Source organism: Enterobacter sp. R-1.6.2, assembly GCF_035064085.1.
Taxonomy (GTDB): Bacteria; Pseudomonadota; Gammaproteobacteria; order Enterobacterales; family Enterobacteriaceae; genus Enterobacter; species Enterobacter asburiae_B.
In genome coordinates this window covers 40,103-56,202 of record NZ_JASEYI010000016.1, presented here as the reverse complement: position 1 = coordinate 56,202, position 16,100 = coordinate 40,103, and the positions used below count along the sequence as shown (strand labels likewise).

14 protein-coding genes, 1 pseudogene and 1 other annotated feature are annotated in these 16,100 nt (G+C 57.2%); of the genes and pseudogenes, 12 read left to right on the top strand and 3 right to left on the bottom strand.

The features are described 5' to 3' along the window. Positions 1–21 precede the first annotated feature (21 nt). Positions 22–2,433, top strand: coding sequence for a DNA topoisomerase (ATP-hydrolyzing) subunit B (gyrB, locus tag QMN93_RS17230; RefSeq protein ID WP_023333933.1), 2,412 nt, complete (start codon positions 22–24; stop codon positions 2,431–2,433). A 34-nt stretch (positions 2,434–2,467) separates the two neighbouring features. On the opposite strand, the gene QMN93_RS17225 is transcribed toward gyrB, so the two are convergent. Further along, complete coding sequence (locus QMN93_RS17225) at positions 2,468–3,403, bottom strand: LysR family transcriptional regulator (RefSeq protein WP_193140278.1); 936 nt, start codon at positions 3,401–3,403, stop codon at positions 2,468–2,470. A gap of 110 nt (positions 3,404–3,513) precedes the next feature. Between QMN93_RS17225 and QMN93_RS17220 the strand changes: the two genes are divergently transcribed. The 8 genes from QMN93_RS17220 (at position 3,514) to QMN93_RS17185 (ending at position 11,802) form a co-directional block, all read left to right on the top strand. Beyond that, positions 3,514–4,539 carry an NAD(P)-dependent alcohol dehydrogenase gene (locus QMN93_RS17220; RefSeq protein ID WP_182382855.1) on the top strand — a complete coding sequence of 342 codons (1,026 nt, stop codon included), beginning with the start codon at positions 3,514–3,516 and terminating at the stop codon, positions 4,537–4,539. Between the two features lie 115 nt (positions 4,540–4,654). After that, positions 4,655–5,467, top strand: coding sequence for a sugar-phosphatase (gene yidA, locus QMN93_RS17215; RefSeq protein ID WP_193140280.1), 813 nt, complete (start codon positions 4,655–4,657; stop codon positions 5,465–5,467). A gap of 226 nt (positions 5,468–5,693) precedes the next feature. Further along, a complete protein-coding gene (dgoR, locus tag QMN93_RS17210; RefSeq protein ID WP_003861109.1) occupies positions 5,694–6,383 on the top strand; it encodes a D-galactonate utilization transcriptional regulator DgoR in 690 nt (229 codons plus the stop codon). Then, the gene (locus QMN93_RS17205) at positions 6,380–7,258 is read left to right on the top strand and encodes a 2-dehydro-3-deoxygalactonokinase (RefSeq protein WP_064673025.1); all 879 of its coding nucleotides are present in this window, start codon (positions 6,380–6,382) and stop codon (positions 7,256–7,258) included. Before dgoR ends, QMN93_RS17205 begins: the two co-directional genes overlap by 4 nt. Beyond that, a complete protein-coding gene (locus QMN93_RS17200; RefSeq protein ID WP_323619865.1) occupies positions 7,242–7,859 on the top strand; it encodes a 2-dehydro-3-deoxy-6-phosphogalactonate aldolase in 618 nt (205 codons plus the stop codon). The genes QMN93_RS17205 and QMN93_RS17200 overlap by 17 nt, the downstream gene beginning before the upstream one ends. Further along, positions 7,856–9,004 carry a galactonate dehydratase gene (gene dgoD / locus QMN93_RS17195; RefSeq protein WP_064673027.1) on the top strand — a complete coding sequence of 383 codons (1,149 nt, stop codon included), beginning with the start codon at positions 7,856–7,858 and terminating at the stop codon, positions 9,002–9,004. The genes QMN93_RS17200 and dgoD overlap by 4 nt, the downstream gene beginning before the upstream one ends. Positions 9,005–9,183: 179 nt before the next feature. Next, positions 9,184–10,521, top strand: coding sequence for an MFS transporter (locus tag QMN93_RS17190; protein ID WP_081273721.1), 1,338 nt, complete (start codon positions 9,184–9,186; stop codon positions 10,519–10,521). 51 nt (positions 10,522–10,572) lie between these two features. Continuing rightward, entirely contained in the window at positions 10,573–11,802 is a 1,230-nt protein-coding gene (locus QMN93_RS17185; RefSeq protein WP_073001911.1) for a DUF3748 domain-containing protein, read from the top strand. On the opposite strand, the gene QMN93_RS17180 is transcribed toward QMN93_RS17185, so the two are convergent. Further along, the gene (locus QMN93_RS17180) at positions 11,799–12,131 is read right to left on the bottom strand and encodes a YceK/YidQ family lipoprotein (protein WP_039260364.1); all 333 of its coding nucleotides are present in this window, start codon (positions 12,129–12,131) and stop codon (positions 11,799–11,801) included. The two genes, QMN93_RS17185 and QMN93_RS17180, sit on opposite strands and share 4 nt — an antisense overlap. 248 nt (positions 12,132–12,379) lie before the next feature. Beyond that, positions 12,380–12,451: a sequence feature (ROSE (Repression Of Heat Shock gene Expression) occurs in the 5'-region of heat shock genes and acts as an RNA thermometer to modulate expression.), on the top strand. Between QMN93_RS17180 and ibpA the strand changes: the two genes are divergently transcribed. From ibpA to QMN93_RS17165, 3 genes are all read left to right on the top strand, one after another. After that, the gene (ibpA, locus tag QMN93_RS17175; protein WP_008500162.1) at positions 12,445–12,855 is read left to right on the top strand and encodes a small heat shock chaperone IbpA; all 411 of its coding nucleotides are present in this window, start codon (positions 12,445–12,447) and stop codon (positions 12,853–12,855) included. (Overlaps the previous feature by 7 nt.) Before the next feature lie 136 nt (positions 12,856–12,991). Next, positions 12,992–13,420: a small heat shock chaperone IbpB gene (gene ibpB, locus QMN93_RS17170; protein ID WP_032662053.1), complete on the top strand. Its 429-nt coding sequence runs from the start codon at positions 12,992–12,994 to the stop codon at positions 13,418–13,420. A 165-nt stretch (positions 13,421–13,585) separates the two neighbouring features. After that, a complete protein-coding gene (locus QMN93_RS17165) occupies positions 13,586–15,247 on the top strand; it encodes a putative transporter (RefSeq protein WP_039260365.1) in 1,662 nt (553 codons plus the stop codon). Here QMN93_RS17165 and QMN93_RS17160 read toward each other — a convergent pair. Beyond that, positions 15,215–15,959: pseudogene (locus QMN93_RS17160) on the bottom strand (GntR family transcriptional regulator). The gene QMN93_RS17165 and the pseudogene QMN93_RS17160 overlap by 33 nt on opposite strands. Between the last annotated feature and the right edge of the window lie 141 nt (positions 15,960–16,100).

Below are 16,100 nucleotides of genomic sequence, written 5' to 3'. Positions count from 1 at the left end.
TGAAATGAGCGAGAAACGTTGATGTCGAATTCTTATGACTCCTCCAGTATCAAAGTCCTGAAAGGGCTGGATGCGGTGCGTAAGCGCCCGGGTATGTATATCGGCGACACGGATGACGGCACCGGTCTGCACCACATGGTATTCGAGGTGGTAGATAACGCTATCGACGAAGCGCTCGCGGGTCACTGTAAAGACATCGTGGTCACCATCCATGCGGACAACTCCGTCTCCGTCACCGATGATGGTCGTGGCATCCCAACCGGTATTCACCCGGAAGAGGGCGTCTCTGCTGCGGAAGTGATCATGACCGTGCTGCACGCAGGCGGTAAGTTTGACGATAACTCCTATAAAGTTTCCGGCGGCCTGCACGGCGTAGGCGTCTCCGTGGTTAACGCCCTGTCGCAGAAGCTGGAGCTGGTTATCCAGCGAGAAGGCAAAATTCACCGTCAGCTCTATACGCACGGCGTGCCGCAGGCACCGCTGGCCGTTACCGGCGATACCGACAAAACCGGTACCATGGTGCGTTTCTGGCCGAGCCATGAAACCTTCACCAACGTCACCGAATTCGAGTACGACATCCTGGCGAAACGCCTGCGTGAACTGTCGTTCCTGAACTCCGGCGTCTCTATTCGCCTGCGCGACAAGCGTGACGGCAAAGAAGACCACTTCCACTACGAAGGCGGTATCAAGGCGTTCGTTGAGTATCTGAACAAGAACAAAACGCCAATTCACCCGAATATCTTCTACTTCTCCACCGAAAAAGACGGTATTGGCGTGGAAGTGGCGCTGCAGTGGAACGACGGTTTCCAGGAAAACATCTACTGCTTCACCAACAACATTCCACAGCGTGACGGCGGTACGCACCTTGCAGGCTTCCGTGCGGCGATGACCCGTACCCTGAACGCCTACATGGACAAAGAAGGCTACAGCAAGAAAGCGAAAGTCAGCGCCACTGGTGATGACGCACGTGAAGGCCTGATTGCCGTTGTCTCCGTGAAGGTGCCGGATCCGAAGTTCTCCTCCCAGACCAAAGACAAGCTGGTCTCTTCCGAGGTGAAATCGGCGGTTGAACAGCAGATGAACGAACTGCTGAGCGAATACCTGCTGGAAAACCCGTCCGACGCGAAAATCGTTGTGGGTAAAATTATCGATGCGGCGCGTGCCCGTGAAGCGGCGCGTAAGGCCCGTGAAATGACCCGTCGTAAAGGCGCGCTGGACTTAGCAGGCCTGCCGGGCAAACTGGCTGACTGCCAGGAACGTGACCCGGCGCTGTCCGAACTGTACCTCGTGGAAGGGGACTCCGCGGGCGGTTCTGCGAAGCAGGGCCGTAACCGTAAGAACCAGGCTATCCTGCCGCTGAAGGGTAAAATCCTCAACGTTGAGAAAGCCCGTTTCGACAAGATGCTCTCTTCTCAGGAAGTGGCGACGCTCATTACCGCGCTGGGCTGCGGCATCGGCCGTGATGAGTACAACCCGGACAAACTGCGCTACCACAGCATCATCATCATGACCGATGCGGACGTCGACGGCTCGCACATTCGTACGCTGCTGTTGACCTTCTTCTATCGTCAGATGCCTGAAATCGTTGAGCGTGGTCACGTCTACATTGCACAGCCGCCGCTGTACAAGGTGAAGAAAGGCAAGCAGGAACAGTACATTAAAGACGACGAAGCGATGGATCAGTACCAAATCGCGATCGCCCTTGATGGCGCGACCCTGCACGCGAACTCGCACGCCCCTGCACTGGCCGGTGAGCCGCTGGAGCGTCTGGTGTCCGAGTTCAACGCCACGCAGAAAATGATTACGCGTATGGAACGCCGTTATCCGAAAACGCTGCTGAAGGAGCTGGTTTATCAGCCGACCCTGACCGAAGCCGATCTGAGCGACGAGCAGACCGTGACCCGCTGGGTGAATGCCCTGGTGACCGATCTGAACGAAAAAGAGCAGCACGGCAGCATGTGGAAATGCGATATCCAGCAGAACGCCGATAAGCAGTTCGAGCCTATTATTCGCGTGCGTACCCACGGCGTTGACACCGACTATCCGCTGGAGCACGAGTTTGTGACCGGTCCGGAATACCGTCGTATCTGCACGCTCGGCGAGACGCTGCGCGGCCTGATCGAAGACGATGCGTTCATCGAGCGTGGCGAACGTCGTCAGCCGGTAGCCAGCTTCGAGCAGGCGCTGGACTGGCTGGTGAAAGAGTCTCGTCGTGGTCTTGCGATCCAGCGCTATAAAGGTCTGGGCGAAATGAACCCGGACCAGCTGTGGGAAACCACCATGGATCCGGAAAGCCGCCGCATGCTGCGCGTGACCGTTAAGGACGCGATTGCCGCGGACCAGCTGTTCACGACCCTGATGGGCGATGCGGTTGAACCACGTCGTGCCTTCATCGAAGAGAACGCCCTGAAAGCGGCAAATATCGATATTTAATCGTCGTTATACCGCACGATAACTGGCCGCGCTTTTAGCGCGGCTTTTTTATGGACGCTGGAAGGTCCAGTGACATCGCTGCCGGTAAACGGCTCGCCAGCGTATCTATCGCTATTCTTACCCTCAGCGGCAGATGCGGCGTCTGCTGCCACACGGCATGAACGTTGAAATGCACATCCGGTGCCTGCTTCAGGAGCGGCACGAGTTTACCCTGGTGAATATCTTTGACGACCATCCAGCAGGGCAGCCATGCAATGCCGTGTCCGGCCAGCGCAGCGTCGCAGATCGCCTGCAAATCATCCATATTGAGTGACGATCGGGGCGTAAAGGTGTGCGACGTTCCTTCGTTATCCATCAGCTGCCAGGACAACACTCTGCCTGCGCTCAAATAGTTGATGGCCGTATGCTGGGATAAATCATTAACGCTTTGTGGCTGGCCTTTCTTCAACAGATACTCCGGCGCGGCGCAAAGCACCATGCGGTGTTCTCCCAGCTTTCTGGCGACCAGCACGCTGCTGTCCTGAAGCGTGCCGTTACGCACCGCCATATCAAACCCTTCCTCGACGAGATCCACCACGCGGTCGCTGAATGACATTTCCAGCTCAAGCCCGGGGTGTTCCTGCGCCAGCGCTATCAGCAAGGGGGCGACGCACTGGCGACCAAACAGCACCGGCATGGCAACGCGCAGGCGGCCACTGACCTGCTGTTTCCCCGTTTCAAGTAGCGATTCCGCACCCCGAATCTCCTCCAGCGCGCGCAGACAGCGTTCATAAAAAAGGGCGCCGTTATCGGTCAGACTCTGGCTGCGGGTGGTGCGCTGAAAAAGACGTACCTCCAGCCGCTGTTCGAGGCGAGCGATGCTTTTTCCGACCGCCGAACGTGACAAATGCAGGCGAATCGCGGCCTGCGCGAAACTTCCCGCCTCAACGGCGGCCACGAAAACAGGAATATCCTTCAGCGTATCGGTCATGGATTGTATCTATTCTGGCGTCAATAAAGAGAAAACTTATCGCCACTGGCGACCATTAGTCAACGGTAGACTGTCAGGACTAAAGCTCATCTGATGGCAGGAGAAATAAAATGACAGAGACAATGCAACGCTGGTCCATGGATGCCCTCGGGCGCGAGAACCTCAAGCTGACTCAGGCGCCCGTCCTACAGCCAGGCCCGGGTGAAGTGCGCGTAAGGGTGAATGCTGTTGCGCTCAACTATCGCGATAAAATGGTTGTTGAAGGCACAATGCCGATCCCGCTTTCCTTCCCGTTTACCCCGGCGTCTGACATGGCGGGCGTGGTGGACAGCATTGGTGAAGGTGTTACGCGCTTCCAGCCCGGCGCGCGCGTCATCTCAACCTTCTTCCCTGAGTGGATCGAAGGTAAGCCGCAGGCGGACGCGCGCAATCTGCCCTATAAAACGTCCGGCGGATACTTCCAGGGCATGCTGTCCGAGTATGTGATTTTGAAGGAAGACGCGCTGGTGGCCTCTCCGGAGACCCTGGATGACGCCGAGGCCAGCACCTTACCCTGCGCAGGGCTTACCGCCTGGTTTGCGCTGGTGGAACGCGGCCAGCTCCGCGCCGGGCAATCGGTGCTGGTGCAGGGCACGGGCGGCGTGGCGATCTTCGCCCTTCAGATTGCAAAAGCGCACGGCGCGGAGGTGTTTGTCACCTCGGGGAGCGATGAGAAACTGGCGCTGGCCAAAACGCTGGGGGCCAGCCACGGCATCAACCGGCTGAAAGGCGACTGGGCTGAAAATACGCTGGCGCTCACGCAGGATCGCGGTATCGACCATATTATCGAAACCGTCGGTGGAGAGAACCTGAAGCATTCCCTGCGCGCCGTTGCCGTTCACGGACGTATCTCCGTCATTGGCGTGCTCGCCGGGACGGAGATTACCCTCTCTGCTGGCGAACTGCTGCTGAAATCCCCCGTCATTCAGGGGATTGGCGTGGGGCACCGCCGGGCGCTGGAAGATTTTGTCCGCGCTGTTGACGTCACGGGGCTGAAGCCGGTGATTGAGCATCGCTATCGTTTTAACGAGCTTGAACAGGCGTTTGAACATCTTGACCGCGGCGCGTTCGGTAAAATTGTGCTCACCCGCGAGTAAGCCTTCGTTCCCCGGAATAAGCGTAAAAGGGGCATTCCTGTTGCGCAATATAGCTCTATTTTTGTGTGCTTAATCGCGTTAGCATGAGGCAGCACTCATTTATTCCGGGGAACTCATGGCTATCAAACTCATTGCAATCGACATGGACGGCACGCTGCTGCTGCCAGACCACACCATCTCTCCAGCCGTTAAAAACGCGATCGCCGCGGCGCGCGCTAAGGGCGTGAATGTGGTCCTGACCACGGGGCGTCCGTATGCGGGCGTACACAGCTACCTGAAAGAGCTGCACATGAATCAGCCGGGCGACTACTGCATCACCTATAACGGCGCGCTGGTGCAGAAAGCCGCAGATGGCAGTACGGTTGCGCAAACCGCGCTGAGCTACGAAGACTATCTGTTCCTGGAAAAACTGTCCCGTGAAGTGGGTTCCCACTTCCACGCGCTCGATCGCAATACGCTCTATACCGCCAACCGCGATATCAGCTACTACACGGTACATGAATCCTACGTTGCGACCATTCCGCTGGTGTTCTGTGAAGCGGAGAAAATGGACCCGGCGACGCAGTTCCTGAAAGTGATGATGATCGATGAGCCGGAGATCCTGGATAAAGCGATTGCGCGCATTCCGGCGGAGGTAAAAGAGAAGTACACCGTGCTGAAAAGTGCGGCGTACTTCCTCGAAATCCTCGATAAACGCGTCAATAAAGGCACCGGTGTCAAATCGCTGGCCGATGCGCTGGGCATTAAACAGGAAGAGATCATGGCGCTGGGCGACCAGGAAAATGACATCGCGATGATCGAATTCGCCGGTATGGGCGTGGCGATGGATAACGCCATTCCATCCGTGAAAGAAGTGGCCAACTTCGTGACCAAATCCAACCTGGAAGACGGCGTTGCTTACGCGATCGAGAAGTTTGTGCTGCAGTAACGCTTATTTTTAATCATCGGCCTCGGTTATCAACCGGGGCTTTTTTTTGCGCTGAATTTATTGAATTGTTCTTTTTGTGATCTTGATTGTAGTACAACATTAAATGATTGTACTACATTACAGCCATGGCAAAGACGAACTCCCTCACGTTTGTACTGCAAAAGTGAGGTGAAATTCAGCGGTCGCGGTAAAGTAGTGATGGACATACAGAGCACAAGGACTCTCCATGACTCTCAATAAAACCGATCGCATTGTCATTACGCTGGGCACCCAAATTGTGGGTGGCAAATACGTTCCTGGTTCGCCGCTGCCGGCAGAGGCAGAACTGTGTGAGGAGTTTGAAACCTCGCGCAACATCATCCGGGAAGTATTCCGCTCGCTGATGGCGAAGCGGCTGATTGAAATGAAGCGCTATCGCGGCGCGTTTGTTGCCCCGCGTAACCAGTGGAACTACCTCGATACCGACGTGCTGCAGTGGGTGCTGGAAAACGACTACGACCCGCGGCTTATCGGCGCGATGAGCGAAGTCCGAAACCTGGTTGAACCGGCCATCGCCCGCTGGGCGGCGGAACGCGCAACTTCCGGCGATTTGGCCCAGATCGAGTCGGCTTTAAACGACATGATCGCCAATAACCAGAACCGGGAGGCGTTTAACGAGGCGGACATTCGCTACCACGAAGCGGTGCTGCAGTCGGTGCATAACCCGGTATTACAGCAGCTTAGCGTGGCGATCAGCTCGCTACAGCGAGCAGTATTTGAACGTACCTGGATGGGCGATGAGGCCAACATGCCGAAAACGCTCCAGGAACATAAAGCGCTGTTCGATGCGATACGGCATCAGGACGGCGATGCGGCAGAGCAGGCGGCACTTACTATGATTGCCAGCTCGACACGAAGGCTGAAGGAAATCACATGACATCTCGCTACATCGCAATTGACTGGGGATCGACCAATCTGCGCGCCTGGCTGTACCAGGGTGAGCAGTGCCTGGAGAGCAGGCAATCGGAAGCAGGCGTGACGCGCCTGAAGGGTAAGTCCCCCGAGGCGGTGTTAGCAGAGGTCACACAACACTGGCGCGATAGCGCCACGCCGGTGGTAATGGCGGGAATGGTAGGCAGTAACGTAGGCTGGAAAGTCGCGCCATATCTGCCTGTTCCCGCCCATTTCTCCTCTATTGGCGAGCAGTTAACGTCCGTTGGCGACAATATCTGGATTATTCCCGGCCTGTGTGTCTCTCGCGACGATAACCACAACGTGATGCGCGGCGAAGAGACGCAGCTGCTTGGCGCGCGCACGCTTTCTCCTTCTTCTGTCTACGTCATGCCCGGAACACACTGCAAGTGGGTCCAGGCTGACGCTGAGCAAATCCACGACTTTCGCACCGTGATGACCGGCGAGCTGCACCATTTGCTGCTCAACCATTCGCTGGTCGGGGCCGGTTTGCCTGAGCAGGAAGCCTCGGCAGAGGCGTTTGCTGCCGGGCTTGAACGTGGGATCGCTTCTCCTGATGTTTTGCCGCACCTTTTTGAAGTTCGCGCCTCGCACGTGCTGGGAAATCTCCCGCGCGAGCAGGTCAGCGAGTTTCTTTCCGGCCTGCTGATTGGCGCTGAGGTCGCCAGCATGCGTGATTTCATCGCGCACGAGCAGGCCATCACCATTGTCGCAGGCGCATCGCTGACGTCGCGCTACGAGCAGGCGTTTCGCGCCGTTGGGCGTAACGTTTCAACGCTATCCGGCGACACGGCATTTCAGGCAGGAATAAGGAGCATCGCTCATGCAGTGGCAAACTGATCTTCCCCTTATCGCGATTTTGCGCGGCATCACGCCCGATGAGGTGTTAGCCCACGTCGGCGCGGTTATCGACGCCGGGTTCGACGCGGTGGAAATCCCGCTTAACTCTCCGGAGTGGGAAAAAAGCATTCCGGCCGTGGTGGAGGCCTTCGGCGATAGGGCGCTGATTGGCGCAGGCACAGTGTTACGGTCTGAGCAGGTGGATGAACTGGCGAAAATGGGCTGCAAGCTTATCGTCACGCCCAACATTCAGCCTGAGGTGATCCGCCGCGCGGTGGGGCACGGCATGACCGTCTGCCCGGGCTGCGCTACCGCTACGGAAGCCTTTACTGCCCTCGATGCAGGCGCACAGTCGCTCAAAATTTTCCCGTCATCGGCTTTTGGTCCGGACTACATCAAAGCGCTGAAAGCGGTATTGCCCGCCAGCGTGCCGGTCTTTGCCGTGGGCGGCGTAACGCCAGAAAACCTGGGCCAGTGGATCAGCGCTGGCTGTGTGGGCACGGGGCTGGGCAGCGATCTTTATCGTGCCGGACAGTCCGTGGAGCGTACCGCACAGCAGGCGGCAGCATTTGTGAAAGCGTATCGAGAGGCAGTGAAATGAAAATAACCAAACTCACCACGTACCGTTTACCCCCGCGCTGGATGTTCCTGAAAATCGAAACCGATGAAGGGGTTGTGGGCTGGGGCGAACCGGTGATTGAAGGGCGGGCGCGTACCGTAGAAGCGGCAGTGCATGAGCTGGGGGAATACCTGATTGGTCAGGATCCGGCGCGCATTAACGACCTTTGGCAGGTGATGTACCGTGCGGGCTTCTACCGCGGGGGGCCGATCCTGATGAGCGCCATCGCCGGCATCGACCAGGCGCTGTGGGATATCAAAGGCAAAGTGCTGAACGCGCCGGTCTGGCAATTGATGGGCGGCCTGGTGCGCGACAAAATCAAAGCCTACAGCTGGGTCGGCGGCGACCGTCCTGCGGAAGTGATTGATGGCATCACGCAGCTGCGCAACATCGGCTTCGACACTTTCAAGCTCAACGGCTGCGAAGAGATGGGTATTATCGACAACTCGCGCGCGGTAGACCGGGCGGTCAATACCGTGGCGCAAATCCGTGAAGCCTTCGGCAACGAGATTGAGTTTGGCCTGGATTTCCACGGCCGCGTCAGCGCGCCGATGGCCAAAGTGCTAATTAAAGAGCTGGAGCCGTATCGCCCGCTGTTTATCGAAGAGCCGGTGCTGGCCGAGCAGGCCGAGTACTACCCGAAACTGGCTGAACAGACCCACGTTCCTATCGCGGCGGGTGAACGTATGTTTTCGCGCTTCGAGTTTAAACGCGTGCTCGAAGCGGGCGGCATTGCCATTCTGCAGCCGGACCTCTCTCACGCGGGCGGCATCACCGAATGCTACAAAATTGCCGGGATGGCCGAAGCTTACGATGTAGCGCTGGCACCGCACTGCCCGCTCGGCCCGATCGCGCTGGCTGCCTGTCTGCACGTTGACTTTGTCTCCCGCAATGCGGTGTTCCAGGAACAGAGCATGGGGATTCACTATAACAAGGGCGCGGAACTGCTCGATTTTGTGAAAAATAAAGAAGACTTCTGCATGGAAGGCGGTTTCTTTAAACCGTTAACGAAGCCGGGCCTTGGCGTGGAAATAGACGAAGCCAAAGTCATTGAACTGAGTAAGTGTGCGCCGGACTGGCGTAACCCGCTGTGGCGTCATGAGGACGGCAGCGTAGCCGAATGGTAAATGCGCGTCATACTTCGCGCTGGTGATGCGTTGGCTGCGTTTTCTTACCCCGGTCACATACTTTTGTATGCTCCCGGGGTAAGAAAACTTGCCGCCTTCCCCCAGCACGAATTATTTAGCGCATTCTGTTTACGTTATTAATTAAAAAAACCAAATACACCCTCTGTAAATTACAGGGCATGGTGAGCGGCTTCGCTATGCCCAAAATCTGGAGACAGATTGCGATGGATATTCCAGTTACTGCTGCAAAAACCGGGCGTCGCCGCTACCTGACGCTAATCATGATCTTTATTACCGTGGTCATTTGCTATGTCGACCGCGCCAACCTTGCCGTGGCATCGGCCCATATTCAGGCAGAGTTTGGCATCACCAAAGCGGAAATGGGCTACGTCTTCTCGGCGTTTGCCTGGCTGTATACGTTATGTCAGATACCGGGCGGCTGGTTCCTTGACCGCGTGGGCTCACGTTTGACCTACTTTATCGCCATTTTCGGCTGGTCCGTGGCGACCCTGTTCCAGGGCTTCGCGACCGGGCTGATGTCGCTGATTGGCCTGCGCGCCATCACCGGTATTTTCGAAGCGCCCGCGTTTCCCACCAACAACCGCATGGTGACCAGCTGGTTCCCGGAACACGAGCGTGCGTCAGCCGTCGGCTTTTACACCTCCGGACAGTTCGTTGGCCTGGCGTTTCTGACGCCGCTGTTGATCTGGATCCAGGAGCTGCTGAGCTGGCACTGGGTATTCATCGTCACGGGTGGGATTGGCATTATCTGGTCGCTAATCTGGTTCAAGGTTTACCAGCCGCCGCGTCTGACCAAAAGCATCACCAAAGCCGAGCTGGACTACATCCGTGACGGCGGTGGCCTGGTGGACGGCGATGCACCGGTGAAAAAAGAGGCGCGCCAGCCGCTGACCAAAGCGGACTGGAAGCTGGTCTTCCATCGTAAGCTGGTGGGTGTTTATCTGGGCCAGTTCGCGGTGACCTCCACGCTGTGGTTCTTCCTCACCTGGTTCCCGAACTACCTGACCCAGGAGAAAGGGATCACGGCGCTGAAGGCGGGCTTTATGACCACCGTGCCGTTTCTCGCGGCGTTCTTCGGCGTGCTGCTCTCCGGCTGGCTGGCCGATAAGCTGGTGAAAAAAGGCTACTCGCTGGGCGTGGCGCGTAAAACGCCGATCATCTGCGGCTTGCTGATCTCTACCTGCATCATGGGTGCCAACTACACCAACGATCCGGTGTGGATTATGACCCTGATGGCGGTGGCGTTCTTCGGTAACGGTTTCGCCTCTATCACCTGGTCGCTGGTGTCGTCCCTTGCGCCGATGCGGCTGATTGGCCTGACCGGCGGCGTGTTCAACTTTGTCGGCGGGCTGGGCGGGATCACCGTACCGCTGGTCATCGGCTACCTGGCGCAGGACTACGGCTTCGGCCCGGCGCTGGTTTATATTTCTGCCGTGGCGCTGATCGGGGCACTCTCCTACATCCTGCTGGTGGGTGATGTGAAACGAGTAGGCTAATCCCTGCGGATGTTTTACCCTGATGCACTCACCGTGCATCAGGGTATCCTCATGAAACAAATCACCTTCGCTTCGCGCAACCACCAGCTGACCAACATTAATACCTGGACGTCGGACAGCCAGTGGCTGGTCTACGACGTGCGCCCGTCCGGTGCGTCGTTCACCGGTGAAACCATCGAGCGGGTCAACGTCGCTACGGGTGAGGTAGAGGTGGTTTATCGCGCCACTGACGGCGCGCATGTCGGCGTGGTGACCGTTCATCCTGCAGAAGATAAATATGTCTTTATCCACGGCCCGAAAAACCCGGATGCCGACTGGCATTACGATTTTCATCATCGCCAGGGAGTGATTGCGCAAAACGGTCAGGTGAGCAACCTGGACGCGATGGATATCACCGCGCCTTACACCGCAGGCGCGCTGCGCGGGGGTAGCCACGTCCATGTCTTCAGCCCGAACGGGCAGCTTGTCAGCTTTACCTATAACGACCATGTCCTGCACGAGCGCGATCCTAAACTCGATTTACGCAACGTCGGCGTGGCTGCGCCTTTCGGCCCGGTGAACCCGCAGGGGAATCATCCGCGTGAATATCCGGGAACCTTCTGGAGCGTGCTGGTTAGCCGCACCACGCCCAACCTACGGCCGGGCAGCGATGAAATCAACCGCGCTTACGAAGAGGGCTGGGTGGGCAACGACAGGCTGGCGTTTATCGGCGATACCCTCTCCGCGCAGGGCGAAAAAGTACCCGAACTGTTTATCGTAAATTTGCCGGAAGACGAGCAGGGCTGGAAGCGTGCGGGCGATGCGCCGCTACAGGGCACGACGGAGACCCTGCCAGCGCCGCCTGCGGGTGTGAACCAGCGTCGTTTGACCTTTACGCATCAGAGGGCGTACCCGGGCCTGGTGAACGTGCCGCGTCACTGGGTTCGCAGCAACCCGCAGGGGACGCAGATTGCGTTTCTGATGCGGGATGATAACGGAATTGTGCAGCTGTGGCTGATCTCTCCTGCGGGCGGCGAGCCGCGCCAGTTGACGCGTACCGGGAGCGATATTCAGTCAGCATTTAACTGGCATCCTGCGGGCGACAGTCTGGGGTTTGTGCTCGAAAATCGGATCGCCTGCTGCGACGCACGGACCGGAGAGGTGACGTTTTTGACGTCCGATCATGGCAACCCACCGTCTGCTGATGCGGTCGTGTTTTCCCCGGACGGGCGCGTTATTGCGTGGATGGAGGAGACAGCCGGTTTCCGTCAGCTTTGGGTAACGGAAACCGCGCAGTACTAGCGTGGAGGCATGTCAGCGGGCGGGATGACGGCGTTTGTCGCCAGATTTTCCTGCTCGCTTTTCTCTACCCGCGAGCGTACGGAGTTGTCCTTACGAAACATATCCCACGGCAGCAGAAGCGTATCCGCCACGGCCGTAAACGGCATATCCAGGATAACCAGGGATTTGGTGCCCCAGTTTGTATCGTCATCGGAGAGCATCGCCGCGCTGGCGCGCGTCCCCGGATATGTTCCTTCTTTACCGCCGGTGTGAGACATCACGCTCGAACACCCGCAAAGTAAAACTACCCCGCTGAACGTCGTCAGCTTTATCAGAACATTTTTCATCATCACTCAGTCATCGTTAATGGCACTGCATAGACCTGCAACTCAGGGTTATAGCGAGCCTTATCCAAAATGGATAGCCCGATAACCCCGCACTGTGGCAGCCATCGCAATTTAACCCTTTGTGCTGTTGTCCCAGTCTAAGCGAGATGCAGGAAAGTGCAAAAAAAAGTGCAGCTGTCGTTCTTGAAAAGCCCGATTGCAGACCCATTTTAAGAATGTGGCCCGATAACGAACTCGCCTGATGGGTGTTCGGGGGCGCAAAGGCCTGTCCATGGTGGAAGGCTACAATTTCTCGCTGATTTCAGGAGTTTTATTTATGCGTAACTTCGATCTTTCTCCGCTATACCGTTCTGCAATTGGTTTTGACCGCCTGTTTAACCATTTAGAAAATAACCAAAGCCAGAGCAACGGCTACCCTCCATACAATGTTGAGCTGGTTGACGAAAACCACTACCGCATCGCCATTGCCGTCGCCGGTTTTGCAGAAAACGAACTGGAGATCACCGCGCAGGACAACCTGCTGGTGGTGAAAGGTTCCCATACGGCCGAGCAGAAAGAACGTACCTACCTTTATCAGGGCATCGCCGAGCGCAACTTTGAACGCAAGTTCCAGTTAGCCGAGAACATTCACGTTAAAGGCGCGAACCTGGTTAACGGCCTGCTGTTTATCGAACTGGAACGTGTGATTCCGGAAGAGAAAAAACCGCGTCGTATCGAAATTAACTAATTACGCGGGTCGCGTAAGCGGCCCACCCAGACTTGCTTGCCGTAACGGGAGCATATGCGAATCCATCAGGATTTGCAGGAACAACTGCGCACAAAATTAGACTGTGCCGAACTCGCTTCTCAGAAGGAGATTTAGTATGCGTAACTATGATTTATCCCCTCTGCTGCGTCAGTGGATTGGTTTTGACAAACTGGCTAACGCCCTGCAAAGCACCACCGAGCAACAGACGTTTCCGCCGTACAACATCGAAAAAAGCGACGATAACCACTATCGCATCACCCTTGCGCTTGCCGGTTTCCGCCAGGACGATCTGGACATCCAGCTTGAAGGCACTCGCCTGACCGTGAAAGGTACGCCGGAAAAACAAGAGACCGAGACCAAATGGCTGCATCAGGGGCTGGTTAATCAGCCGTTTAGCCTGAGCTTTACCCTGGCAGACCATATGGAAGTGTCCGGCGCAACGTTTACCAACGGTCTGCTGCATATCGACCTGATCCGCAACGTGCCGGAAGCCATCGCGCCGCAGCGTATCGCCATTAGCGAGCGGCCTGCGTTGAATAGCTAATAGCGTGCGGGCTGATGCCATCACCCCGGCCCTCTCCTGTAGGGAGAGGGTGAAAAGATAAAGCCCTGCCCCGGCAGGGCTTTTTTGTGCGCCATCACCCATACAACCGCCTCCGGCTCTGAGAGAATCCTTAGCATAACTAAGGTTATGCTAAGGAAGTGGGTCATGAGTGATATCGCGTTAACCGTCAGCGTGTTGGCCCTGGTCGCTGTTGTTGGCCTGTGGATAGGTAATATCAAAATCCGTGGCGTCGGGTTTGGGATAGGCGGGGTACTGTTTGGCGGCATTTTTGTCGGGCACTTCGCCGACAAGCTCGGGCTGGTCCTCAGCGCCGAAATGCTCCACTTTACTCAGGAGTTCGGCCTGATCCTCTTCGTTTATACCATCGGTATTCAGGTGGGACCGGGCTTTTTCGCCTCACTTCGGGTCTCCGGATTACGGCTCAACCTGTTTGCCCTCGGTATAGTGGTAATGGGCGGGCTGGTCACCGCAATTCTGCACAAAATCTTCGATATCCCGCTCCCCGTGGTGCTGGGCATTTTCTCCGGGGCGGTTACCAACACGCCTGCGCTCGGTGCCGGGCAGCAAATCCTGCGCGATTTGGGCATCGAACCCGGCATCGTCGACCAGATGGGGATGAGCTACGCCATGGCCTACCCGTTTGGGATTTGCGGCATTCTGCTTTCCATGTGGCTGGTACGCGTCCTGTTTCGCATTAACGTTGACAAAGAGGCGAAGGACCACGAAACCACGCTCACCAACGGCCATATGCCAATTAAAACCATCAACATTCGGGTCGATAACCCCAACCTGAACAATATGGCGATTCAGGACGTGCCGATCCTCAACAGCGCCAATATCATCTGCTCCCGCCTCAAGCGTGACGATATGCTGATGGTGCCCGCGCCCGGCACCGTCATTCGGCAGGGCGATCTGCTGCACCTGGTCGGCCAGCCCGGAGATTTAAACAACGCGCGGCTGGTGATTGGCCAGGAAGTGGATACCTCGCTCTCAACCCGCGGCACCGATATGCGCGTGGAACGTGTTGTGGTGACTAACGAACACGTTCTTGGCAAGAAAATACGCGATCTGCAGGTAAAAGAGCGCTATGACGTGGTGATCTCTCGCCTTAACCGTGCGGGTGTTGAACTGGTCGCCAGCCCGGAGGCCAGCCTGCAGTTCGGGGATATCCTCAACCTGGTCGGGCGCCCGTCGTCCATCGACGCCGTGGCGGATATGGTGGGTAACGCCCAGCAAAAGCTGCAGCAGGTGCAGATGCTGCCGGTGTTTATCGGTATCGGGCTTGGCGTGCTGCTCGGTTCTATTCCTGTGTACGTGCCGGGCTTCCCGGTGGCGCTCAAGCTGGGCCTGGCGGGCGGGCCGCTGATTATGGCGCTGATCCTCGGGCGTATCGGCTGTATCGGCAAGCTCTACTGGTTTATGCCGCCGAGCGCCAACCTGGCGCTGCGCGAGCTGGGCATCGTGCTGTTCCTGGCGGTGGTCGGCCTGAAATCCGGAGGGGATTTTGTCGATACCCTGGTCAAGGGCGAAGGGATGAGCTGGGTTGGATACGGCATCTTTATCACGGCGATCCCGCTGCTGACGGTGGGAATACTGGCGCGTATGTTCGCCAAAATGAACTACCTGACGCTGTGCGGGATGCTGGCGGGCTCCATGACCGATCCGCCCGCGCTGGCTTTTGCCAACAACCTGCACGCCACCAGCGGTGCGGCCGCGCTCTCCTATGCCACCGTCTATCCGCTGGTGATGTTCCTGCGCATCATCACCCCGCAGCTACTGGCGGTGCTGTTCTGGGGGATGAGCTAGCAGGTCATCCGGGTGGATGCGCCGCAGATGGTAGTCCACCTGGTAATCACTGGTATTTCGGAACATCACGGAATAATTGAGGAACTCGCCGCTGTCGCTGTAGGAGAGAGGTAATTCGCAGCAGCGGCGTCTGTTCCGGCAGGTTCATATAACCGGCCAGCGTTTTATCTGCCAGCACCGGCGTCAGGCTCTCGTAGTTGCCGCTGATGGTGATCCCGCACTCCTTCTCGATGTAATCAAACTTAGACCCCTCAAGATGCGCCAGCGACAGATTGCGGAACAGCTTCACCGGCATAAAGCTGTCCTCCAGCATCAGCGGCTTCCCGTCCACGTAGCGCACCCGCCGGGAAAAGTAGATCCGTTCATCCACCTGAATCCGCAGCTGGCTGGCGATGGCGGGCGGGGCGGGCATCACTTCAAACTGTAAGACCTTACTCTGCACCTCTTTTCCCTGTTGACGCAGCACCTCCACCAGCCCGGTCAGGTTGGTGGTTTCGTGGTGAACGTCTTTGCGTGAGACAAAGGTTCCGCTGCCGTGCCGCCGCTCAACCAGCCCCCAGCTCACCAGCAGATCCAGCGCCTTGCGGATGGTCATTCGCGCCACGCCGAACTCCTGCGCCAGCGCTTTTTCGCCGGGCAGCGGGCTGCCGACGTTGTAGTCCGACGAATTCAGCCGCAGCCGCAATCTGTCAGCAATGGATTTGTAGATCACCAGTAGACCTCTCTGCCGTTATCAGGGCGTGGATTGCGTTCTGACATGTCCATATTTACGTCAAAAAGTAGACCTGATTGGTCAAAATAAAACCATGAATGCGATCACGAATCGCAGCGGCACGCCATGTTCGCGCATCAG

Bases quoted from the DNA above. Each gene is read 5' to 3' on its own strand.
- QMN93_RS17200 (WP_323619865.1), top strand. From the start codon at position 7,242: ATGCAGTGGCAAACTGATCTTCCCCTTATCGCGATTTTGCGCGGCATC.
- dgoR (WP_003861109.1), top strand. From the start codon at position 5,694: ATGACTCTCAATAAAACCGATCGCATTGTCATTACGCTGGGCACCCAA.
- yidA (WP_193140280.1), top strand. From the start codon at position 4,655: ATGGCTATCAAACTCATTGCAATCGACATGGACGGCACGCTGCTGCTG.
- QMN93_RS17220 (WP_182382855.1), top strand. From the start codon at position 3,514: ATGACAGAGACAATGCAACGCTGGTCCATGGATGCCCTCGGGCGCGAG.
- QMN93_RS17205 (WP_064673025.1), top strand. From the start codon at position 6,380: ATGACATCTCGCTACATCGCAATTGACTGGGGATCGACCAATCTGCGC.
- QMN93_RS17185 (WP_073001911.1), top strand. From the start codon at position 10,573: ATGAAACAAATCACCTTCGCTTCGCGCAACCACCAGCTGACCAACATT.
- dgoD (WP_064673027.1), top strand. From the start codon at position 7,856: ATGAAAATAACCAAACTCACCACGTACCGTTTACCCCCGCGCTGGATG.
- QMN93_RS17190 (WP_081273721.1), top strand. From the start codon at position 9,184: ATGGTGAGCGGCTTCGCTATGCCCAAAATCTGGAGACAGATTGCGATG.
- QMN93_RS17180 (WP_039260364.1), bottom strand. From the start codon at position 12,131: ATGATGAAAAATGTTCTGATAAAGCTGACGACGTTCAGCGGGGTAGTT.
- ibpA (WP_008500162.1), top strand. From the start codon at position 12,445: ATGCGTAACTTCGATCTTTCTCCGCTATACCGTTCTGCAATTGGTTTT.
- QMN93_RS17165 (WP_039260365.1), top strand. From the start codon at position 13,586: ATGAGTGATATCGCGTTAACCGTCAGCGTGTTGGCCCTGGTCGCTGTT.
- QMN93_RS17225 (WP_193140278.1), bottom strand. From the start codon at position 3,403: ATGACCGATACGCTGAAGGATATTCCTGTTTTCGTGGCCGCCGTTGAG.
- ibpB (WP_032662053.1), top strand. From the start codon at position 12,992: ATGCGTAACTATGATTTATCCCCTCTGCTGCGTCAGTGGATTGGTTTT.
- gyrB (WP_023333933.1), top strand. From the start codon at position 22: ATGTCGAATTCTTATGACTCCTCCAGTATCAAAGTCCTGAAAGGGCTG.